Genomic DNA, 16,628 nt, shown 5'->3' with positions numbered 1-16,628 from the left:
AAGGTACATTAGAAACGTTCGGGAGTTGACCATGCAGCGAACCAAGCCTCCGTTTCGCGCCGACGAGGTCGGCAGCCTGTTGCGGCCGCCAAAGATCAAGGAAGCCCGCGCCAGATTGGAGAAGGGCGAGATCTCGGCCGACGAGCTGCGCAAGGTCGAGGACATGGAGATCGAGAAAGTCGTGCACAAGCAGGCCTCGGTCGGCCTGAAGCTTGCGACCGACGGCGAGTTCCGCCGCTCCTGGTGGCACTTCGATTTCCTCAGCCATCTGACTGGTTGCGAGCTGTTCCACCCCGACATGGGCATCCAGTTCGCGGGCGTGCAGACCCGGCACGACGCCATCCGGGTGATCGGCAAGCTCGACTTCTCAGATCATCACCCGATGCTCGATCACTTCAGGTTCCTGAAGAAGTACGCCGACCAGGCGCATGTCACGCCGAAGATGACAATCCCGTCGCCGGCGGTGCTGCATTTCCGCGGCGGCCGCAAGCTGATCTCGAACGAGGTCTACCCGGACCTCGAGGAATTCTACCAGGACCTCGGCAAGACCTATCGCAAGGCGGTCAAGGCGTTCTACGACGCCGGCTGCCGTTACCTGCAATTCGACGACACGGTGTGGGCCTATCTGTGCTCGCAGGAGGAACTGCAGAAGTCGCGCGACCGCGGTGACAATCCCGACGGCCTGCAGGAGATCTACGCCCGCGTCATCAATTACGCGATCGCCGATCGTCCGTCCGACATGGTGATCACGACGCATGTCTGCCGCGGCAATTTCCGTTCGACCTGGATCTCCTCTGGAGGCTACGAGCCGGTCGCCGAGACCATGCTCGCCGGCACCAATTACGACGGCTATTTCCTCGAATATGATTCCGACCGTGCCGGTGGCTTCGAGCCGCTGCGCTTCCTGCCCAAGGGCAACAAGGTCGTGGTGGTCGGCGTCATCACCTCGAAATTCGGCGAGCTCGAGAAGAAGGACGACATCAAGCGGCGGCTGGAGGAGGCATCGAAGTTTGCCCCGATCGAGCAGCTCGCGCTGTCGCCGCAATGCGGCTTTGCCTCCACCGAGGAGGGCAACATCCTCTCCGAGGAAGAGCAGTGGGCCAAGCTGCGGCTCGCCGTCGAGGTCGCCAACGAGGTGTGGGGCAAGTAGGTTTCGCTCATCGTTCCGGGTTCGCGGCTTCGAGGCACCCGGAATGACGGCGCATCCCGCGTGAGCTCGTGTGGCTGGACAGTTGTTCGATGTTGATCGCTTTCGAGCTTAGCCAGCACTGACGAACGGTGAGCCGGTCGAACGACCGGGTTGCCGTAACGCCGCCACGCCTCACCCTGGTGAGGCGCCGTCTGTTGCTGTTGAAGCCGAGAAGCCCTCATGCCCCAATCATCCGACGCGCCCAGTGCGCCAATTGCATCCTTTATCCCCGAACTCGATCGTCTGGCCTCCGATGTCATGGCCGACTGGAAGGTGCCAGGCGCCGCGCTCGCCGTGGTGCAGGACGACAAGGTCGTGCTCGCATGCGCCTACGGCCAGCGCGATGTCGAGGCGAATTTGCCCGTCACGCCGGCGACGCAGTTCGCGATCTGCTCGATCACCAAATCTTTCACCGCGACCGCGATCGCGCTGCTGCACAATGAAGGGCGGCTCGATTGGGCCAAACCGGTGCGCGACTACATCCCCGAGTTTCGTCTGAGCGATCCGGTGGCGACGGAGCGCGTCACCGTGCTCGATTTGTTGTGTCATCACACCGGGCTGCCGCGTCATGACTGGGTGCACGAGCCCGGCGATCTCGCGCCGGCCGACATGCTCGGCCTGATTCGGCATCTGGAGTTGAGCCGCGATGTCCGCAGCGCCTTTCAATACAACAACCTCTGCTACAATGTTGCGGGCCTCTTGATCGAGCGCCTGAGCGGGCAGAGCTATCAGGCGTTCATCCGCGCGCGGCTGACCGACCGGCTCGGCATGAATGTCGGCTTCAACCTTGATGATCTCGAAGCGTCGAGCGAGCCGGCACGGCCGTACAAGATGCACGAGGACACGCGGCTGCCCGCGTTCCGTCTGCCGATCACGACCACCGCGTCCGGCGCGATGACCACCTCGGTCGCGGATTTCGCGAACTGGATGCGGCTGCATCTCGGTCAGGGCGCGTTCGACGGTGAGCGCATATTGCCGGCACCGCTGATCGGTGAGCTGCATGCGCCGCGTGTCTACAATTCGCTGCCAGGCTATGCGGAGTTCGGCCAGGCGCATTACGGCCTTGGCTTCCAGTGCAACAGCTACCGCGGCGACCGGCTGGTCGAGCACGGCGGCGGCTGGATTGGCTGGAATACCCAGATGACGCTGCTGCCGGATTTTGGCATCGGCATTGCCGTCTTCACCAACCGCAGTCCCAATCAGGTGCCGTGGACGCTGACCTTGCACATCATCGACCGGCTGCGCGGCCGCGAGCCGATCGAATGGCGCGAGCGTTTCCGCAAGCGGCGTGAAGAAGCGCTTGACCAGATCCAGGCCGACAAGGGCGTGCGGGAGAAGGGCCGCCACGCCAGCACCCACCCGGCACACGAACTTGCGGCCTACTCCGGCGATTATGAGCACCCTGCTTACGGCGTGATGTCGATCAGGGAGCAGGACGGTGCGCTGCACTGGTCGTGGCGCGGGCTGTTTGCGACATTGGGGCACCGTCACTTTGAGACGTTCGAAACGCCGGAGGTGCAGGACCGCTACGTGCCGGACTCGCTTCCGCTCACGTTCCTGACCAATCGCGACGGCGCCATCGTCAGTCTCTCCGCGCCGCTCGAACCGGCCGTCGCGGATATCGTGTTCGTGCGCCTTGCGGCCGGCGAATGCACCGACGCCGCGTTCCGTGCGCGGTGCGTCGGCAGCTTCAAGTGGGGTGCGATCACGCACCGCGTCACGCTGGATAGCGAGGGGGCGCTCGAGTTGAAGTCCGACCACCAGCCGGCCTATCGCCTCGCGCCCGAGCAGGGCAGGAGATTTCGCATTGTCGGGCAGGCCGGCTTCGTCGAGTTTTGCGGTGACGGGACGATCGCGGACGAGATGATCTTTCATCAGCCGGGTGGCACGTTCGTGGCGCGGCGAACAGACGAGTAGGTCGTCCGGTCGCCGACGCTCCTCGGTGGTGGTTTTCACGCGTGCCGTCACCTCTCCGCCAGGTAGACTTCGCCGAGCAGCGAGGAGTTCGACCACGGCACCTGCTTGCCCTTGGTCGCGGCGACGACCTCGGCGCGGACGCGGGTCAGCATCTGCTGCACCTCGAGACCGGGCGTGCCGACATGGCGCGACAGTGCCGCCGAGAACGGGCTGTTGGCGCCTTCGCCGTCGAGCGCGACCTGGCCCGGCGCGGTCGCAAACGCGATCAGTGTGCCGGCGCCGAGCGTCGAGCCTGAGCCGAGCGAGGCGGGGGCGGCAAGGCCGGAGCCGGCCTCGATGCCGCGGCTCGGACCTGCGGATGCCACCTGCGGCGCCATCGGATTGTTGCGGCAGGCATCGAGGATCAGGATGTTGGTGCGGATCTGATCGTCGAGACCGGCCATGATGGTGTCCATGTCGACCATCGCGTCGGTCATGCGGCCGCCCGCCTTGAACTCGATATCGACCGGCACGAGATAGTTGCGGCCATCGACCTGCACGCCATGACCGGCGTAGTAGACCACGGCGATCTGCGACCGTGCCGCCTCGCGCAGGAAGTCGTGGATCGTCTTCTGCATCGCGTCGCGATCGAGATCGAGGCCCTCGGAGACGGTGAAGCCGATCTCGCGCAGGCTCTTGGCGATGGCACGCGCATCGTTGGGCGGATTGGGCAGCGCCTTCACATGTCCATAAGCGCCGTTGCCGATCACCAGCGCGACGCGCCGGCTGGTTGCTGCGGCCTGCGACGGCGCGGCGGGCGGGGCCGGTGCCGTGACGGAGCCTGCCGGTGGCGCGGTCGGGCTGCTCTCGGCGGCAGGCGCCGCCGCAGCCTTGCGGGGGGCTGCATCGTTGCGCGGAGCCGCATCGGCCTCCTTGAGCAGCGCGAGCCGCACCTTGGCGGTGGCCTGGTTGGCCTTGCTGCCGGCGTCGGACGCGACGCCCTCGAGCACCGAGGCGTAGTCTTCCTTGGCGTGCGCGGCATCACCCTTTGCCTCATAGCTGAGGCCGCGCTGGGTATAGGCCGAGATCAAGACACTGCCCGGCGGCGTCATGATGTTGACAGGCGCCTTCGCCTTCGCGAGCCGGATCGCTTCTGACGTGTCCGCAATCGCGCGCGCGATGTCGCCCTTGGCGCGCCAGATCACGGCGCGGCTGATTAGCGGCTGCGGCAGCGACGGATCGAGCCTGACGGCCTCGTTGATGTCGGCGAGCGCGCCGTCGAGATCGCCGAGCGCCTGCTTCGAGGAGCCGCGGTTCTGGTAGGAGAAGGCCGACTTCGGGCCGGCCTTGATCGCGGCGTCATAATCGGCGATCGCCTTGGCGTAGTCGCCCTTGCCGCGATAGGCGTTGCCGCGGTTGTGAAAGATGATGCCGCTCGGCGGCCCCATGCGCAGCGCGTCGTTGAAGTCGGTGATCGCGATGTCGTACTCGCCCTTGTCGTAATAGGCCGAGCCGCGCAGATTGTAGACGGCGGTGCTCGGCTTGAGGTGCAGCGCCTCGGTGGCGTCAGCGATCACCTGCGCGTAGTTGCCCTTCTTGTTCCAGCCGACCGCGCGCCAGAAATAGATGGTCGCGAGCTTCTCGCCAGAAAACACCTTCAGCGCGATGATCTTGTTGCAGGCGTCGATCATCTGGTCGGCCGGTGTCGTGTCGGTCGTGCAGAGCGGGCCGAGTTGCGCGCGTGTCTGGGCGAGGCAGGGCGCCGACCAGAGCAGGGCGGCAAGGAAGGCGGGGATCAGGAGCAGGCGGCGCATCGGTCATCCACGGGTAAGCCGTCATGGCGATCGGCGAGGGCGAGGCGATCTATGCGTGTTTGGTGATCGGGCAGTAAAGGGGGGTTCAACTGGTGGGAAAATGGTGGTAAGACGTCGCTACACATTACCTCTGCCCACTTTCTGCCCACTCGCCGCCGCCCACCCCAGGCCCCATGAAGAACGACGAAATCCTCAGTCAGATCACGGATTTCTGCCGGCGCTCCGACATGGCGGAGACGACGTTCGGCCGCCGTGCCGTCAACGACGGCAAGCTGGTGCACCGGCTGCGCGAGGGCAAGCGCATCACCATCGACACGCTCGACCGCATTAATGCCTTCATCGCGACCTCGACGCCGGGCGGCGTGCCGCCGCCGCGCGGCCTGGTGGTTCCGCCGGAGAAGCGCGATCCGCGCGGCAATTTTCGCTTTTTCGAGAACCGCCAGCGCTATCTGCTGTTCGTGCACACCTGCAGCGAGAAGCGGGTGATCGCCGACCGGGTTTCGCTGGAACTGGCCGCCATCCACCCGCGGCCGCCGGCATTGCGGGTGTTCGATGCCGGGATGGGCGATGGCACCGTGCTGGCGCGGGTCCTGCGTGCCATGCATGGCCGCTTCCCACATATGCCGTTCTATGTCGCCGGCAAGGAACTGAGCCTGGAGGACGTCCGCCTCACCCTGGACAAGGTCCCCGACCGCCTGTTCGAGCACCCGGCCAGCGTCTTCGTGTTCACCAACATGTATTACGCCGAGGCGCCCTGGCTGACGCCCAAGAACTCCACGGCGGCCGCCAGCATGATCTGGCACGAGGTGGCGCTGCGCGGGGCCTCCTCGGGTGAATTCGAGGCCCAGATCGCGGAACTCGGCCCGTTCCTCGAGCAGAATTGGCGGGCCAATCTCAGCCCCGGGAATGCGATGCCGGTCTATGAGCGTCCAGTGGCGCTGGTGCTGTACCGCGACGACCACCGCTTCCTGCTTGATTCGATCATTCCCCGGGCTGGCCGCACCGAGGCCAATTTCGATCTTGTGATCGCCTCGCAGCCGTATCGGGCCAAATCCTCGGTGAATTTCCGCGCCAAGCGGATCATCGCGCCGCTGGCCCGCGCGTTGCGCGGCGGCGGACGGCTGATAGGAATCCACTCCCACGGCGGCGATCCCGGACTTGAAATCATTCAAGCCGTGTGGCCCGGAGAAAATCCTTTCGCCGTCAGCCGTCATGAGATACTGCGCGCGGTGAAATACGAGTTGGGGTCGGCCGGTCGCGAGCTGAACTTCAACGCCTACGCCGATAACCGTTCGATCTTCCGATATGATATGGAAGCGCTGCCCAATGAGGTGACCGGTTCGATCGGAACCTCGACGGCCTTTGCAGCATGGAATGCGGCGGTGTATGTCGCGCAGATCGAAGATGAGCGGTTGACCGAAACGACCGAAAACGGACGAGCTCTCGAGGCTACGCGCGAAGTTCTCCGCAAACACAACGGGCTGTGGTTCTACGACGAATCCTACGTCATCTCGCGGCGACGAGACTGACATTCCGGGGACATATTCACCAACCAACGTCGGACTTCGACGAAACAAGGGGTTTGCTTGATGCGCGCGTCTTATCTCTTCACCAGCGAGTCGGTCTCGGAAGGCCATCCGGACAAGGTCTGCGATCGCATCTCGGATGAGATCGTCGATCTGTTCTATCGCGAGGGCCCGAAGGCAGGCATCGACCCGTGGCAGATCCGCGCGGCGTGCGAAACGCTCGCGACCACCAACAAGGTGGTGATCGCCGGCGAAACCCGCGGCCCGAGCTCGGTCACCAATGAACACATCGAGGGCGTCGTGCGCGACGCGATCAAGGACATCGGCTACGAGCAGGACGGCTTCCACTGGAAGACCTGCGACATCGAGATCCTGCTGCATCCGCAGTCGGCCGACATCGCGCAGGGCGTCGACGCGCTGCAGCCGGGCGAGGTTAAGGAAGAGGGTGCCGGCGACCAGGGCATCATGTTCGGTTACGCCACCAACGAGACGCCGGACCTGATGCCGGCGCCGATCTTCTACGCCCACAAGATCCTGCGGCTGATCTCCGAAGCGCGCCACTCCGGCAAGGAGAAGGTGCTGGGTCCGGACTCCAAGAGCCAGGTCACCGTGCAGTACGAGAACGGCAAGCCGGTCGGCGTCCGCGAGATCGTGGTCTCGCACCAGCATCTGGTCGAGGACCTCTCGTCCAGCCAGATCCGCGACATCGTCGAGCCCTATGTGCGCGAGGCGCTGCCGAAGGAATGGATCAACGGCAAGACGATCTGGCACATCAATCCGACCGGCAAGTTCTTCATCGGCGGTCCCGACGGCGACTCCGGCCTGACCGGCCGCAAGATCATCGTCGACACCTATGGCGGCGCGGCCCCGCATGGCGGCGGCGCGTTCTCCGGCAAGGATCCGACCAAGGTCGACCGCTCGGCGGCCTATGCCGCGCGCTACGTCGCCAAGAACATCGTCGCGGCCGGTCTCGCCGACCGCTGCACGCTGCAGCTCGCCTACGCGATCGGCGTGGCGCGTCCGCTGTCGATCTACATCGACACCCACGGCACCGGTAAGGTCTCGGAGGACGAGCTCGAGAAGGCGGCGGCCAAGGCGATGGATCTGACGCCGCGCGGCATCCGCACCCATCTCGACCTCAACCGTCCGATCTACGCGCGCACCTCGGCCTACGGCCATTTCGGCCGCACGCCGGACAATGAGGGCGGCTTCTCCTGGGAGAAGACCGATCTCGTCGAGCCGCTGAAGCGCGCGCTCTGATGCTCTTACCTCGCCCCGCTTGCGGGGAGAGGTCGCCACGAAGTGGCGGGTGAGGGGGACTCTCCGCAGATTCAGCCAGCGGATGGAGCCCCTCACCCCGGCCCTCTCCCCGTAAGAACGGGGAGAGGGAGAAGGTCGCGCCGCAGGGCGTTCGGCTCGCTTTGTTACTGACACGCTGGATTCACCGATTAGGAAACAGACATGAACGCCCCCACGAAGCCCGGCTTCACCGACTACATCGTCAAGGACATTGCGCTCGCCGAGTTCGGCCGCAAGGAGATCTCGCTGGCCGAGACCGAGATGCCCGGCCTGATCGCGACCCGCGAGGAGTACGGCCCCAAGCAGCCGCTGAAGGGCGCACGCATCGCCGGCTCCCTGCACATGACGATCCAGACCGCGGTCCTGATCGAGACGCTGGCTGCGCTCGGCGCCGACATCCGCTGGGTCTCCTGCAACATCTACTCGACGCAGGATCACGCCGCGGCCGCGATCGCCGCGGCCGGCATTCCGGTGTTCGCGGTCAAGGGCGAGACGCTGACCGAATACTGGGACTACACCGCAAAGCTGTTCGACTGGCACGACGGCGGCACGCCCAACATGATCCTCGATGACGGCGGCGATGCCACCATGTTGGTGCATCACGGCCTGCGCGCCGAGCAGGGCGACGTCGCGTTCCTCGACAAGCCTGGTTCCGAGGAAGAAGAAGTCTTCTTCGCGCTGATCAAGCGCCTGCTGAAGGAGAAGCCGAAGGGCTGGTTCGCCGAGATCGCCAAGAACATCCAGGGCGTCTCGGAAGAGACCACCACGGGCGTGCACCGTCTGTACGAGATGGAGAAGGCGGGCAAGCTGCTGTTCCCCGCGATCAACGTCAACGACAGCGTCACCAAGTCGAAGTTCGACAACCTCTATGGCTGCCGTGAATCGCTGGTCGACGGCATCCGCCGCGGCACCGACGTGATGATGTCGGGCAAGGTCGCAATGGTCGCGGGCTTCGGCGACGTCGGCAAGGGCTCGGCGGCTTCGCTGCGCCAGGCGGGCTGCCGCGTCATGGTCTCCGAGGTCGATCCGATCTGCGCGCTGCAGGCGACGATGGAAGGCTACGAGGTAGTTACCATGGAAGAGGCCGCGCCGCGCGCCGACATCTTCGTGACCGCGACCGGCAACAAGGACATCATCACCATCGAGCACATGCGCGCGATGAAGGATCGCGCCATCGTCTGCAACATCGGTCACTTCGACAACGAGATCCAGATCGCAGGTCTGCGTAATCTGAAGTGGAACAACATCAAGCCGCAGGTCGACGAGATCGAATTCCCCGACAAGCACCGCATCATCCTGCTTTCCGAGGGACGTCTGGTGAACCTCGGCAACGCAATGGGCCACCCGTCCTTCGTGATGTCGGCGTCGTTCACTAACCAGACGCTGGCGCAGATCGAGCTGTTCGCCAACAACAAGGGCGGCAAGTACGAGAAGAAGGTCTACGTGCTGCCGAAGACGCTCGACGAGAAGGTGGCCCGCCTGCACCTCGCCAAGGTCGGCGCCAAGCTGACCGAGCTGCGCAAGGACCAGGCTGACTATATCGGCGTCAAGCAGGAAGGCCCGTTCAAGTCGGATCACTACCGCTACTGATCTGCGGTCGTCACAGTCGATCACGTGAAGAGTCCCGGCATCGCCCGGGGCTTTTTGCTGCGGTGGTTGGACAGGCCGTCGCATGCGTTGTTTCGCGTATACGCGAGGGGGCCGGAATCGGCGATTGTGGGCAGAGGTTAATGCCGGATTAACCGGCAGCGCCTAGGCTTCCGGGTTCGAGGCTGCAGCGGAGGACGTGTTCCATGGAAGCCCAGAAGATTGCGGTCGACGCCGTGGTCGCGTTGACCGATTGCGATCGCGACACCGTCATTGCCTTCATCCGCAAGCTCTATCTCGCCGGCGTCCGCGATCCCAAGCGCCTGACCTTCAAGAGCCTGCAGGCGCTGCGCGCCTGATTGTTTCGATTCACATTTCAAACAGCAGAGCACTCGATGTCATCACCCGCGCATGCGGGTGATCCAGTATTCCAGAGGCGTCGGTGCTTGAGCCGAGAGGCCGCGGCGTACTGGATCGCCCGGTCGAGCCGGGCGATGACAGTTGTGGATGAGAATGCAGCTTCGCGTTCGTCGCGCGACTTTCTCCGCACACTCCACCGTCGTCCCGGCGAAGGCCGGGACCCATACGCCGCAGCAGATGTAGTGGACGGGACTCGTCGTTCGAGCGGTGCATAACAAGCAGCATCGGTGGTTATGGGTCCCGGCCCCCCGTGCGCAATTGCGCACTAGGCCGGGACGACGGTGAATGTGTGGCCCGGCCTGTGAGTCAAACATCCGCATTCTCGCGACATGAATTGTCCGAGCTTTGCTCTTCGTCTCGCCCTCTCTCGAACAGAGGGCGCAGGGAAAGCCGGGTGCCGATCGCACCCATGGGCCCCGAGCAATGGGTAGTAAGCTCGGGGGTAGGACCACAGGTGTAACCGGAGCAATCCGGCTTTCCCTGCGCGATGGGTTACGGCTTACTTCGTGCTCTCCCCGGCGAGACTTGGCTTGTTTGTCACCGCCTTCGCAAGACGCAATTGCGTCTTACAAGGGGACACCGGCCACTAGGGCGTCAGGACCACACGACTTCACCGTCCGCTTCATGCGCATTCGTCGACTGCGCGCTCCGCGTCCACCGCATCCCACACCGCGTTCGTGACGACCGCGAAGCGCCCCTCGATCGGGTGAGACGGGCAGATCTATAACACTGAGTTGCACTTCTGATAAAGCGAAATATTTTTGCTGCGGGGGCTTGCGCCGTCGGGCAACTCAGTGGCACGCGCGCGTGAGGGAGTCACCGACGGCAGGGTTCCCTCTCCCCTTGCGGGAGAGGGTTAGGGAGAGGGGTGCCACACGATGAACTCTCTCCGTATCGTTGCGGCGACATTGCAAACGATTTTGCGAGAGCGATGTCATCATCAAATATCTCGCCCGGGGCCACCCCTCTCCCCAACCCTCGAGCCTGACCAGCGTGCTCACCTCACCGTCATTTCTCGGGTGCGCAATTGCGCACCGGGGGATGACGTCGGAAAAGGCCCAGCATCACCCCGATGCCCGCACCGAGCCGTGCCCGAGCTGCCGCGAGATGTCGCCTGCACAATCGCGCAGCGCGGCTGCGATCGCGCTGTCCCAGTCGGCGTCGAAGGTGCCCTCCGGGCCCATCGCCGTGATCACCAGCGCGACGTGGCCGGCGTGATCGAACACCGGCGCGGCGAAGGCGTTGACGCCGGGCAGGGGATCGCCGATCGCGCGCGCGAGTCCGCGGCTTTGAACCTCGGCAAGCATCTCCGTGGTCTTGGCGCTGATGGTCTCGCGTTTCGGATTGTAGCCGACGCCGAGGCGATCGAGGCCGCTCTCGAGCGCCGTCTTGACGGCGTTCGGCGGCATGAAGGCCGCGAAGGCGCGGCCGGTCGCGGTCTCCAGCAGCGCCACCACCGATCCGACGCGCATCGCGATATGCACGGGATGGCTTGGCTCCTCGAGCCGCACCACGGTCGCGCCGTGGGTGCCCCAGACCGACAGCGACACCGCGTGATTGATGCTGTTGGCGAGCGCGGCGATCCGCGGCGTCGCGATCCGCACGGCGGAAAGCCGGCGCAGGCTGATCAGGCCGAGCTCGAGCGCCAGCGCCCCGATCTCGTAACGGCCGGTGGTCTCGTCCTGCTCGATCAGGCCGATGCGAGAGAAGCTCACCAGATAGGGATGCGCCTTGGCCGGCGGCATGCCGGCTTCGCGCGCGAGGTCGCGCAGCATCATCGGTTCGCCGCTGCGGGCGAGCGCGCGGAGCAATTCCCCGCCGACCTCGATCGACTGTATGCCGCGGCTTTCTCTCGTCATGTGGCCCTGTTCGCGCTCGCGCTTTCGCAGTTAGCAGGAAAGCACGCCGTTCGCGAGACGTCGACGCGCGGGAAGTCTTTGTGCGTCATATCCGTTCCCACCCCGTCATCCTGAGGTGCGAGCCCTTGCGAGCCTCGAAGGATGCACGGCCACAGTCGGGCCGTCGATCCTTCGAGACGGCCGCGTTGCGGCCTCCTCAGGATGACGGGACTCATGTCATGCCGCGCTGCGTTCTGCCGCGGCGCCGGCGATGTGCTTGCCGGCGATGTAGCCGAAGGTCAGCGCCGGTCCGAGCGTGATGCCGGCGCCGGGATAGTTGCCGCCCATGATGCTCGCCATGTCATTGCCGGCGGCATAGAGGCCCGCAATCGGCTGGCCGTCGGCGTCGAGCGCGCGGGCATTGGCGTCGGTCCGGATGCCGGCATAGGTGCCGAGATCGCCGATCACCATCTTGATGGCGTAGAACGGCCCGTTCTGGATCGGCGCGATGCAGGGATTGGGCCCGTGCAGCGCATCGCCTTGATATCGGTTATAGGCGCGCGAGCCCTTGCCGAAGGCGGGATCGCGTCCCTCGGCGGCGGTCGTGTTGAACGCCGCGACGGTTGCCTCAAGCGCCTTTGCGTCGATGCCGGCCTGCGCGGCAAGCTCCGACAGCGTCGTGCCGCGCTTGAGATAGCCGGTCTTCAGATGATGGCCTGTGGGCATCGGGCGCGGCGGCACGCAGCCGAGGCCGTATTTGCGCAAGGTCGCGTGATCGCAAAGCAGAAACGCCGCGATCTCCTCGCCGGGCTTCGCCGCCTTGATCATCTCCTGCACGAAGTCATGGTAAGAATTGCCTTCATTGGCAAAGCGCTTGCCGTCGCGCATCACCGCGATCACGCCGGGCTTGGCGCGATCGATGAAGTGCGGCATCACGCCCTTTGAGCCGTCCTTGCGCGTCGTGACCGAGACCGGCACCCAGGCTGCCGCGTTCGGCAGCGAATCCTCGACGCGGCCGCCGGCGGATTCCGCAAGCCGCAGGCCGTCACCGGTGTTGCCTGTTGGTCCCGGCGAGTAATGTTCTTTTCCGGTCGGCGCATGCGGAAACATCTTCTGCCGTCGCGCTACGTCATGCGGAAAGCCGCCGCAGGCGAGCACCACGCCGCGCTTCGCATTGACGCGGATGGTGCGGCCCTCGCGCACCACGATCGCGCCGCGCACCACACCGTTCTCGACGATCAGTTCGCGCACCGGCGAATTGAGCCAGAGCGGGATCTTGAGGTCGAGGGCGGATTTCGCCAGCCGGCCGGCGAGCGCATTGCCGTTGGTCAGCGTCATGCCGCGGCCGTTGCGCATCACGTCCAGCGCGTGTTTCGACAGCCGCTTCGCGACATAGGCCGCCGAGGCCAGCGAGCGCGTCGCACGCATGAAATGGACGATCTCCTTGCCGGAGCCGAGCATCATGCCGAACACGGTGAGCTCGGGCAGGGGGCTGCCGAGATCCTTGAGGGCGTCGCCGAGCTCGTGGCCGTCGAACGGGCGCGTCACCATCGAGCGGCCGCCCTGCGCGCCGCCGGGCGCTTCCGCATGATAGTCCGGGAACGTCAGCGGCATGTCGAAGCGCACGGCGGTTTCTGTCGTGAAGAAGTCGACCGCCTTCGGCCCTTCGGTCAGGAACGCATCGACGCGGGCGGCGTCAAAACTGTTGCCGGCCTCGTGGCGCAGATAGGTTCTGGCCTGATCGGGGCTCTCCTCGATGCCCCACGCCTTCGCCAGCGAGGTGCCGGGAATCCAAAGCCAGCCGCCGGAGCGCGCGGTGGTGCCGCCGAACCGCGGCTCCTTCTCGACGACGAGAACCTTCAGGCCGTGATGGCCCGCTGTGACCGCCGCCGACAGCCCGGCGCAGCCGGAGCCGACGACCAGCGCGTCGCATTCATAAGTTTCTTCGTTGGCCACGCGATCGATCCTATTTCTTGAGCAGCGGGCACTTCGACTCGGAGACCGGACGATAGGCGTCCTCGCCCTTCACCGTCTTGATGATGTCGAGATAGTCCCACGGCTCCTTGGATTCCGAGGGCTTCTTCACCTTGGCCAGATACATGTCGCGGATGACGCGGCCGTCCTCGCGCAACTTGCCGCCATGCACGAAGGTGTCCTCGATCGGCAGCTCGCGCATCTTGGCCATCACCTTTTGCGGATCGTCGGTGCCGGCGGCCTGGATCGCCTTGAGATAATGCAGCACCGAGCCGTAGACGCCGGTTTGAATCATGGTCGGCATCACGTTGGTGCGGGCGAAGAATTTCTTCGACCATGCGCGGGTCTTCTCGTCCATGTTCCAGTACGACGCCGTCGTCATGTAGGTGCCCTGCGCGGCGTTGAGCCCGATCGCATGCACGTCGGTGTCGAACATCAAAAGGCCGACCAGCTTCTGGCCGCCTTGCACCAGGCCGAACTCGCCTGACTGCTTGATCGAATTGTCGGTGTCCTGGCCGGCATTGGCGAACGCCACCACGTCGGCCTTCGAGCTCTGCGCCTGCAGCGCAAAGGAGGAGAAGTCGGCGGTGTTGGTCGGATGGCGGACGCTGCCGAGCACCTTGCCGCCCATCTCGTTGATGAAGCGGGTCGCGTCCTTCTCGAGCTGCTGGCCAAAGGCATAGTCCGCGGTGATGAAGTACCAGGACTTGCCGCCCTCCGCGATCACCGCCGATGCCGTCACCTTCGACAGCGCGTAGGTGTCGTAGGTGAAGTGCACGGTGTTGGGGCTGCACAATTCATCCGTCAGCGAGCTCGCGCCGGGGCCGGACAACAGCGCGATCTTGTTGCGCTCGCGCACCATGTTGTGCACGGCGATCGCAATGCCGGAATTCGGGATGTCGACGACGGCGTCGACCTTGCCGTTGTCGAACCAGCCGCGCACGACCTGCACGCCGACATCGGTCTTCATCTGGTGGTCGGCCGAGATGATCTCGATCGGCTTGCCGAGCACGGTGGGGCCGAACTCCTCCACCGCCATCCTGGCCGCCTCGACCGAGCCCGGGCCGGAATTGTCGCGTCCCCAGCTCGACAAGTCGGTCAGCACCCCGATGCGCACGACGTCGTCGGAAACCTGGGCATGAGCGACCGATGTCATTGCCGCGAGAATGGCTGCCGCCAGAACGTGTCTCATCATTCCTCCCTGTGGATGTCCGCGCTCTTCTGGCGGTTCATCTCATTATTAGTAATTATCTAATCAGTTTGTCAATGGCGAATTATATGTGTGTGATTATTGCCACAAGGTTGCTCCTTCGAATGAGGCGGCGCTTCACATTCGGTGAGCGTACGCTTACATGGCTCATCCGGGACGGCACCGCGGCAGGGCACTGGCCCACGCCGCAGTGCCAAGTCAGGATGAAACAGGGGAGTTTTCGCGGACGGCGTTGCGCTTCGCCGCCCGGGGCTAAGCCGCCCATCAAGGGTCTAGGCTGCTACGGGGCGGTGCATGGAGAGCATCGGCGCGCTGCGATCATAGACGGATCATGTTGAGACAGCTCTTCGCGCCGCAGCTCGTCATTCTCTACGTGCTGGTGGCCTCTACGCTCTACGTTCACTTCCGCGGCAAGCAGCGGTTGCGCTTCGCCCGCCAGCTCGGCGACCACTCGACCTACCTCGCGCCCTACAATGTGCTGATGTATGCGGGCTCGGCCGTAGCAAACACGCCGGTGATCCCGGTCGAGCAGTTTCCCGAGCTGAAGAAGCTCTCCGACAATTGGGAGACCATCCGCGACGAGGCGACCCGCCTGTTCGACGAGGGTTTCATCCGCGCTGCCGCCAAGAACAACGACTGGGGCTTCTATTCCTTCTTCAAGAGCGGCTGGAAGCGCTTCTATCTGAAATGGTACGACGACTTCCTGCCGTCGGCGCGCACGCTGTGCCCGAAGACGGTGGAGCTGTCGAACTCGATCCCGAACGTGCACGGCGCGATGTTCGCGATGCTGCCGCCCGGCGGCAAGCTCGGGGCGCATCGCGATCCCTTCGCCGGCTCGCTGCGCTATCACCTCGGCCTGGTGACGCCGAACTCGAACGAGTGCCGCATCCTGGTCGACGGCGTCGAATGCGTCTGGCGCGACGGCGAGGCCTTCATGTTCGACGAGACCTTCATCCACAGCGCCGAGAACAAGACCGACGTCAACCGCATCATCCTGTTCTGCGACGTCGAGCGCCCGATGAAGTACGGCTTCATGACCAGGATGAACCGCTGGGTCAGCCACAACATCGTCAAGGCGTCGGCCACCCAGAACGTCGACGGCGAGCATGTCGGCGCGCTGAACAAGGTGTTCGGCAAGCTCTACGAGCTCCATCTCGCCAGCCGCAAGGTCAAGGAGTGGAATCGGAACGTATACTACACGCTAAAGTATTCCGTGACCGCGCTGATCCTCGGCCTGATCGTGGTGTCGGCGCTGCGGTGATCGTGCCGAAGGCGTAATCCGCCGCGTCGTGCGGAAGCATGGCGGATTACGCTTCGCTAACCCGCCCTACAAATACAAAACCCCGGAGCGCGCTCCGGGGCTCTTTCTGGGGCGTGAGCTGTGGGACGTCGCAGCCAGGATCAGTCGCGTTCGAAGACCTTGGCGCCGGGGTAGACGCGCCGGGCGTAGGCGACGACCGACTCCCGGTCCTGAGTCTCCAGGAACGGAGTTCGGATCTTGCACGATCCGACGATGAGGTGCCACAGGCCATTAAGCTTCTGAATGTTGACGATCATTTCAGTGTTCCTCGAAGAACCCGCATTCGTGACAGTCTTGCGATTCACGCCTCGGAGCAGTGATCCTGATCACAGATTCGGAACACAACGCGCGCCCGCTGTGGAACGAGGATTGCTATTGTTAGTCGCGCCTCCGGAGAGAGAAGTTCTGAGCTATTTGCGGATCCGTTGCAGTCGCCCGGAGCATAAAAATCTCTCTCCATCGCTCAATTGTACAAGCGTCAGCACAGGTCATGACAAGGAATAGGGAAGTTATACCAACGTATGTTGATCTCGGTCCGCTTGAGTAGCCGGAATGCGTTGCCGGAGCCCGGACGA

General features: G+C 64.4%; 12 protein-coding genes. 7 read left to right on the top strand and 5 right to left on the bottom strand.

All coding sequences use genetic code 11. From position 1 onward, the window contains the following. Positions 1-31: 31 nt before the first annotated feature. Positions 32-1,150 carry a cobalamin-independent methionine synthase II family protein gene (locus WDM24_RS28670; protein WP_338828172.1) on the top strand — a complete coding sequence of 373 codons (1,119 nt, stop codon included), beginning with the start codon at positions 32-34 and terminating at the stop codon, positions 1,148-1,150. 219 nt (positions 1,151-1,369) lie between these two features. Beyond that, the gene (locus WDM24_RS28665; RefSeq protein WP_338828171.1) at positions 1,370-3,106 is read left to right on the top strand and encodes a serine hydrolase; all 1,737 of its coding nucleotides are present in this window, start codon (positions 1,370-1,372) and stop codon (positions 3,104-3,106) included. Between the two features lie 47 nt (positions 3,107-3,153). Here the strand turns inward: WDM24_RS28665 and WDM24_RS28660 are convergent, their stop codons facing one another. Continuing rightward, the gene (locus WDM24_RS28660) at positions 3,154-4,899 is read right to left on the bottom strand and encodes a caspase family protein (protein ID WP_338828170.1); all 1,746 of its coding nucleotides are present in this window, start codon (positions 4,897-4,899) and stop codon (positions 3,154-3,156) included. Between the two features lie 173 nt (positions 4,900-5,072). On the opposite strand from WDM24_RS28660, the gene WDM24_RS28655 reads away from it, so the two are divergent. From WDM24_RS28655 to WDM24_RS28640, 4 genes are all read left to right on the top strand, one after another. Next, entirely contained in the window at positions 5,073-6,428 is a 1,356-nt protein-coding gene (locus WDM24_RS28655; protein WP_338828169.1) for a hypothetical protein, read from the top strand. Between the two features lie 60 nt (positions 6,429-6,488). Then, positions 6,489-7,685: a methionine adenosyltransferase gene (gene metK, locus WDM24_RS28650; RefSeq protein WP_166308487.1), complete on the top strand. Its 1,197-nt coding sequence runs from the start codon at positions 6,489-6,491 to the stop codon at positions 7,683-7,685. Positions 7,686-7,886: 201 nt separating this feature from the next. Further along, positions 7,887-9,314: an adenosylhomocysteinase gene (ahcY, locus tag WDM24_RS28645; protein ID WP_338828168.1), complete on the top strand. Its 1,428-nt coding sequence runs from the start codon at positions 7,887-7,889 to the stop codon at positions 9,312-9,314. Between the two features lie 203 nt (positions 9,315-9,517). Then, positions 9,518-9,670 (top strand): hypothetical protein, encoded by a 153-nt coding sequence (locus WDM24_RS28640; RefSeq protein WP_165124582.1) that lies wholly within the window; start codon positions 9,518-9,520, stop codon positions 9,668-9,670. Between the two features lie 1,125 nt (positions 9,671-10,795). Here WDM24_RS28640 and WDM24_RS28635 read toward each other — a convergent pair. The 3 genes from WDM24_RS28635 to WDM24_RS28625 all read right to left on the bottom strand — a co-directional run bounded on the left by WDM24_RS28635 (position 10,796) and on the right by WDM24_RS28625 (position 14,738). Continuing rightward, on the bottom strand, positions 10,796-11,590 hold the full coding sequence (locus tag WDM24_RS28635) for an IclR family transcriptional regulator (protein ID WP_338690933.1): 795 nt from the start codon (positions 11,588-11,590) through the stop codon (positions 10,796-10,798). Positions 11,591-11,806: 216 nt separating this feature from the next. Then, on the bottom strand, positions 11,807-13,525 hold the full coding sequence (locus WDM24_RS28630; protein ID WP_176422207.1) for an FAD-dependent oxidoreductase: 1,719 nt from the start codon (positions 13,523-13,525) through the stop codon (positions 11,807-11,809). Between the two features lie 10 nt (positions 13,526-13,535). After that, entirely contained in the window at positions 13,536-14,738 is a 1,203-nt protein-coding gene (locus tag WDM24_RS28625; protein WP_414645634.1) for an ABC transporter substrate-binding protein, read from the bottom strand. 346 nt (positions 14,739-15,084) lie between these two features. Here WDM24_RS28625 and WDM24_RS28620 point away from each other — a divergent pair, with 346 nt between their 5' ends. Then, positions 15,085-16,014, top strand: a complete 930-nt coding sequence (locus WDM24_RS28620) for an aspartyl/asparaginyl beta-hydroxylase domain-containing protein (RefSeq protein WP_338828167.1) — start codon at positions 15,085-15,087, stop codon at positions 16,012-16,014. A gap of 140 nt (positions 16,015-16,154) precedes the next feature. On the opposite strand, the gene WDM24_RS28615 is transcribed toward WDM24_RS28620, so the two are convergent. Further along, a complete protein-coding gene (locus tag WDM24_RS28615; protein ID WP_165124580.1) occupies positions 16,155-16,310 on the bottom strand; it encodes a hypothetical protein in 156 nt (51 codons plus the stop codon). Positions 16,311-16,628: the final 318 nt, after the last annotated feature.

The organism is Bradyrhizobium sp. 27S5 (assembly GCF_037217225.1).
Taxonomy (GTDB): domain Bacteria; phylum Pseudomonadota; class Alphaproteobacteria; order Rhizobiales; family Xanthobacteraceae; genus Bradyrhizobium; species Bradyrhizobium septentrionale.
This window is presented reverse-complemented; position numbering and strand designations above follow the sequence as displayed.

Coding starts and splice junctions, on each gene's coding strand:
- WDM24_RS28670 (WP_338828172.1), top strand. CDS start 32: ATGCAGCGAACCAAGCCTCCGTTTCGCGCCGACGAGGTCGGCAGCCTG.
- WDM24_RS28665 (WP_338828171.1), top strand. CDS start 1,370: ATGCCCCAATCATCCGACGCGCCCAGTGCGCCAATTGCATCCTTTATC.
- WDM24_RS28660 (WP_338828170.1), bottom strand. CDS start 4,899: ATGCGCCGCCTGCTCCTGATCCCCGCCTTCCTTGCCGCCCTGCTCTGG.
- WDM24_RS28655 (WP_338828169.1), top strand. CDS start 5,073: ATGAAGAACGACGAAATCCTCAGTCAGATCACGGATTTCTGCCGGCGC.
- metK (WP_166308487.1), top strand. CDS start 6,489: ATGCGCGCGTCTTATCTCTTCACCAGCGAGTCGGTCTCGGAAGGCCAT.
- ahcY (WP_338828168.1), top strand. CDS start 7,887: ATGAACGCCCCCACGAAGCCCGGCTTCACCGACTACATCGTCAAGGAC.
- WDM24_RS28640 (WP_165124582.1), top strand. CDS start 9,518: ATGGAAGCCCAGAAGATTGCGGTCGACGCCGTGGTCGCGTTGACCGAT.
- WDM24_RS28635 (WP_338690933.1), bottom strand. CDS start 11,590: ATGACGAGAGAAAGCCGCGGCATACAGTCGATCGAGGTCGGCGGGGAA.
- WDM24_RS28625 (WP_414645634.1), bottom strand. CDS start 14,738: ATGATGAGACACGTTCTGGCGGCAGCCATTCTCGCGGCAATGACATCG.
- WDM24_RS28620 (WP_338828167.1), top strand. CDS start 15,085: ATGTTGAGACAGCTCTTCGCGCCGCAGCTCGTCATTCTCTACGTGCTG.
- WDM24_RS28615 (WP_165124580.1), bottom strand. CDS start 16,310: ATGATCGTCAACATTCAGAAGCTTAATGGCCTGTGGCACCTCATCGTC.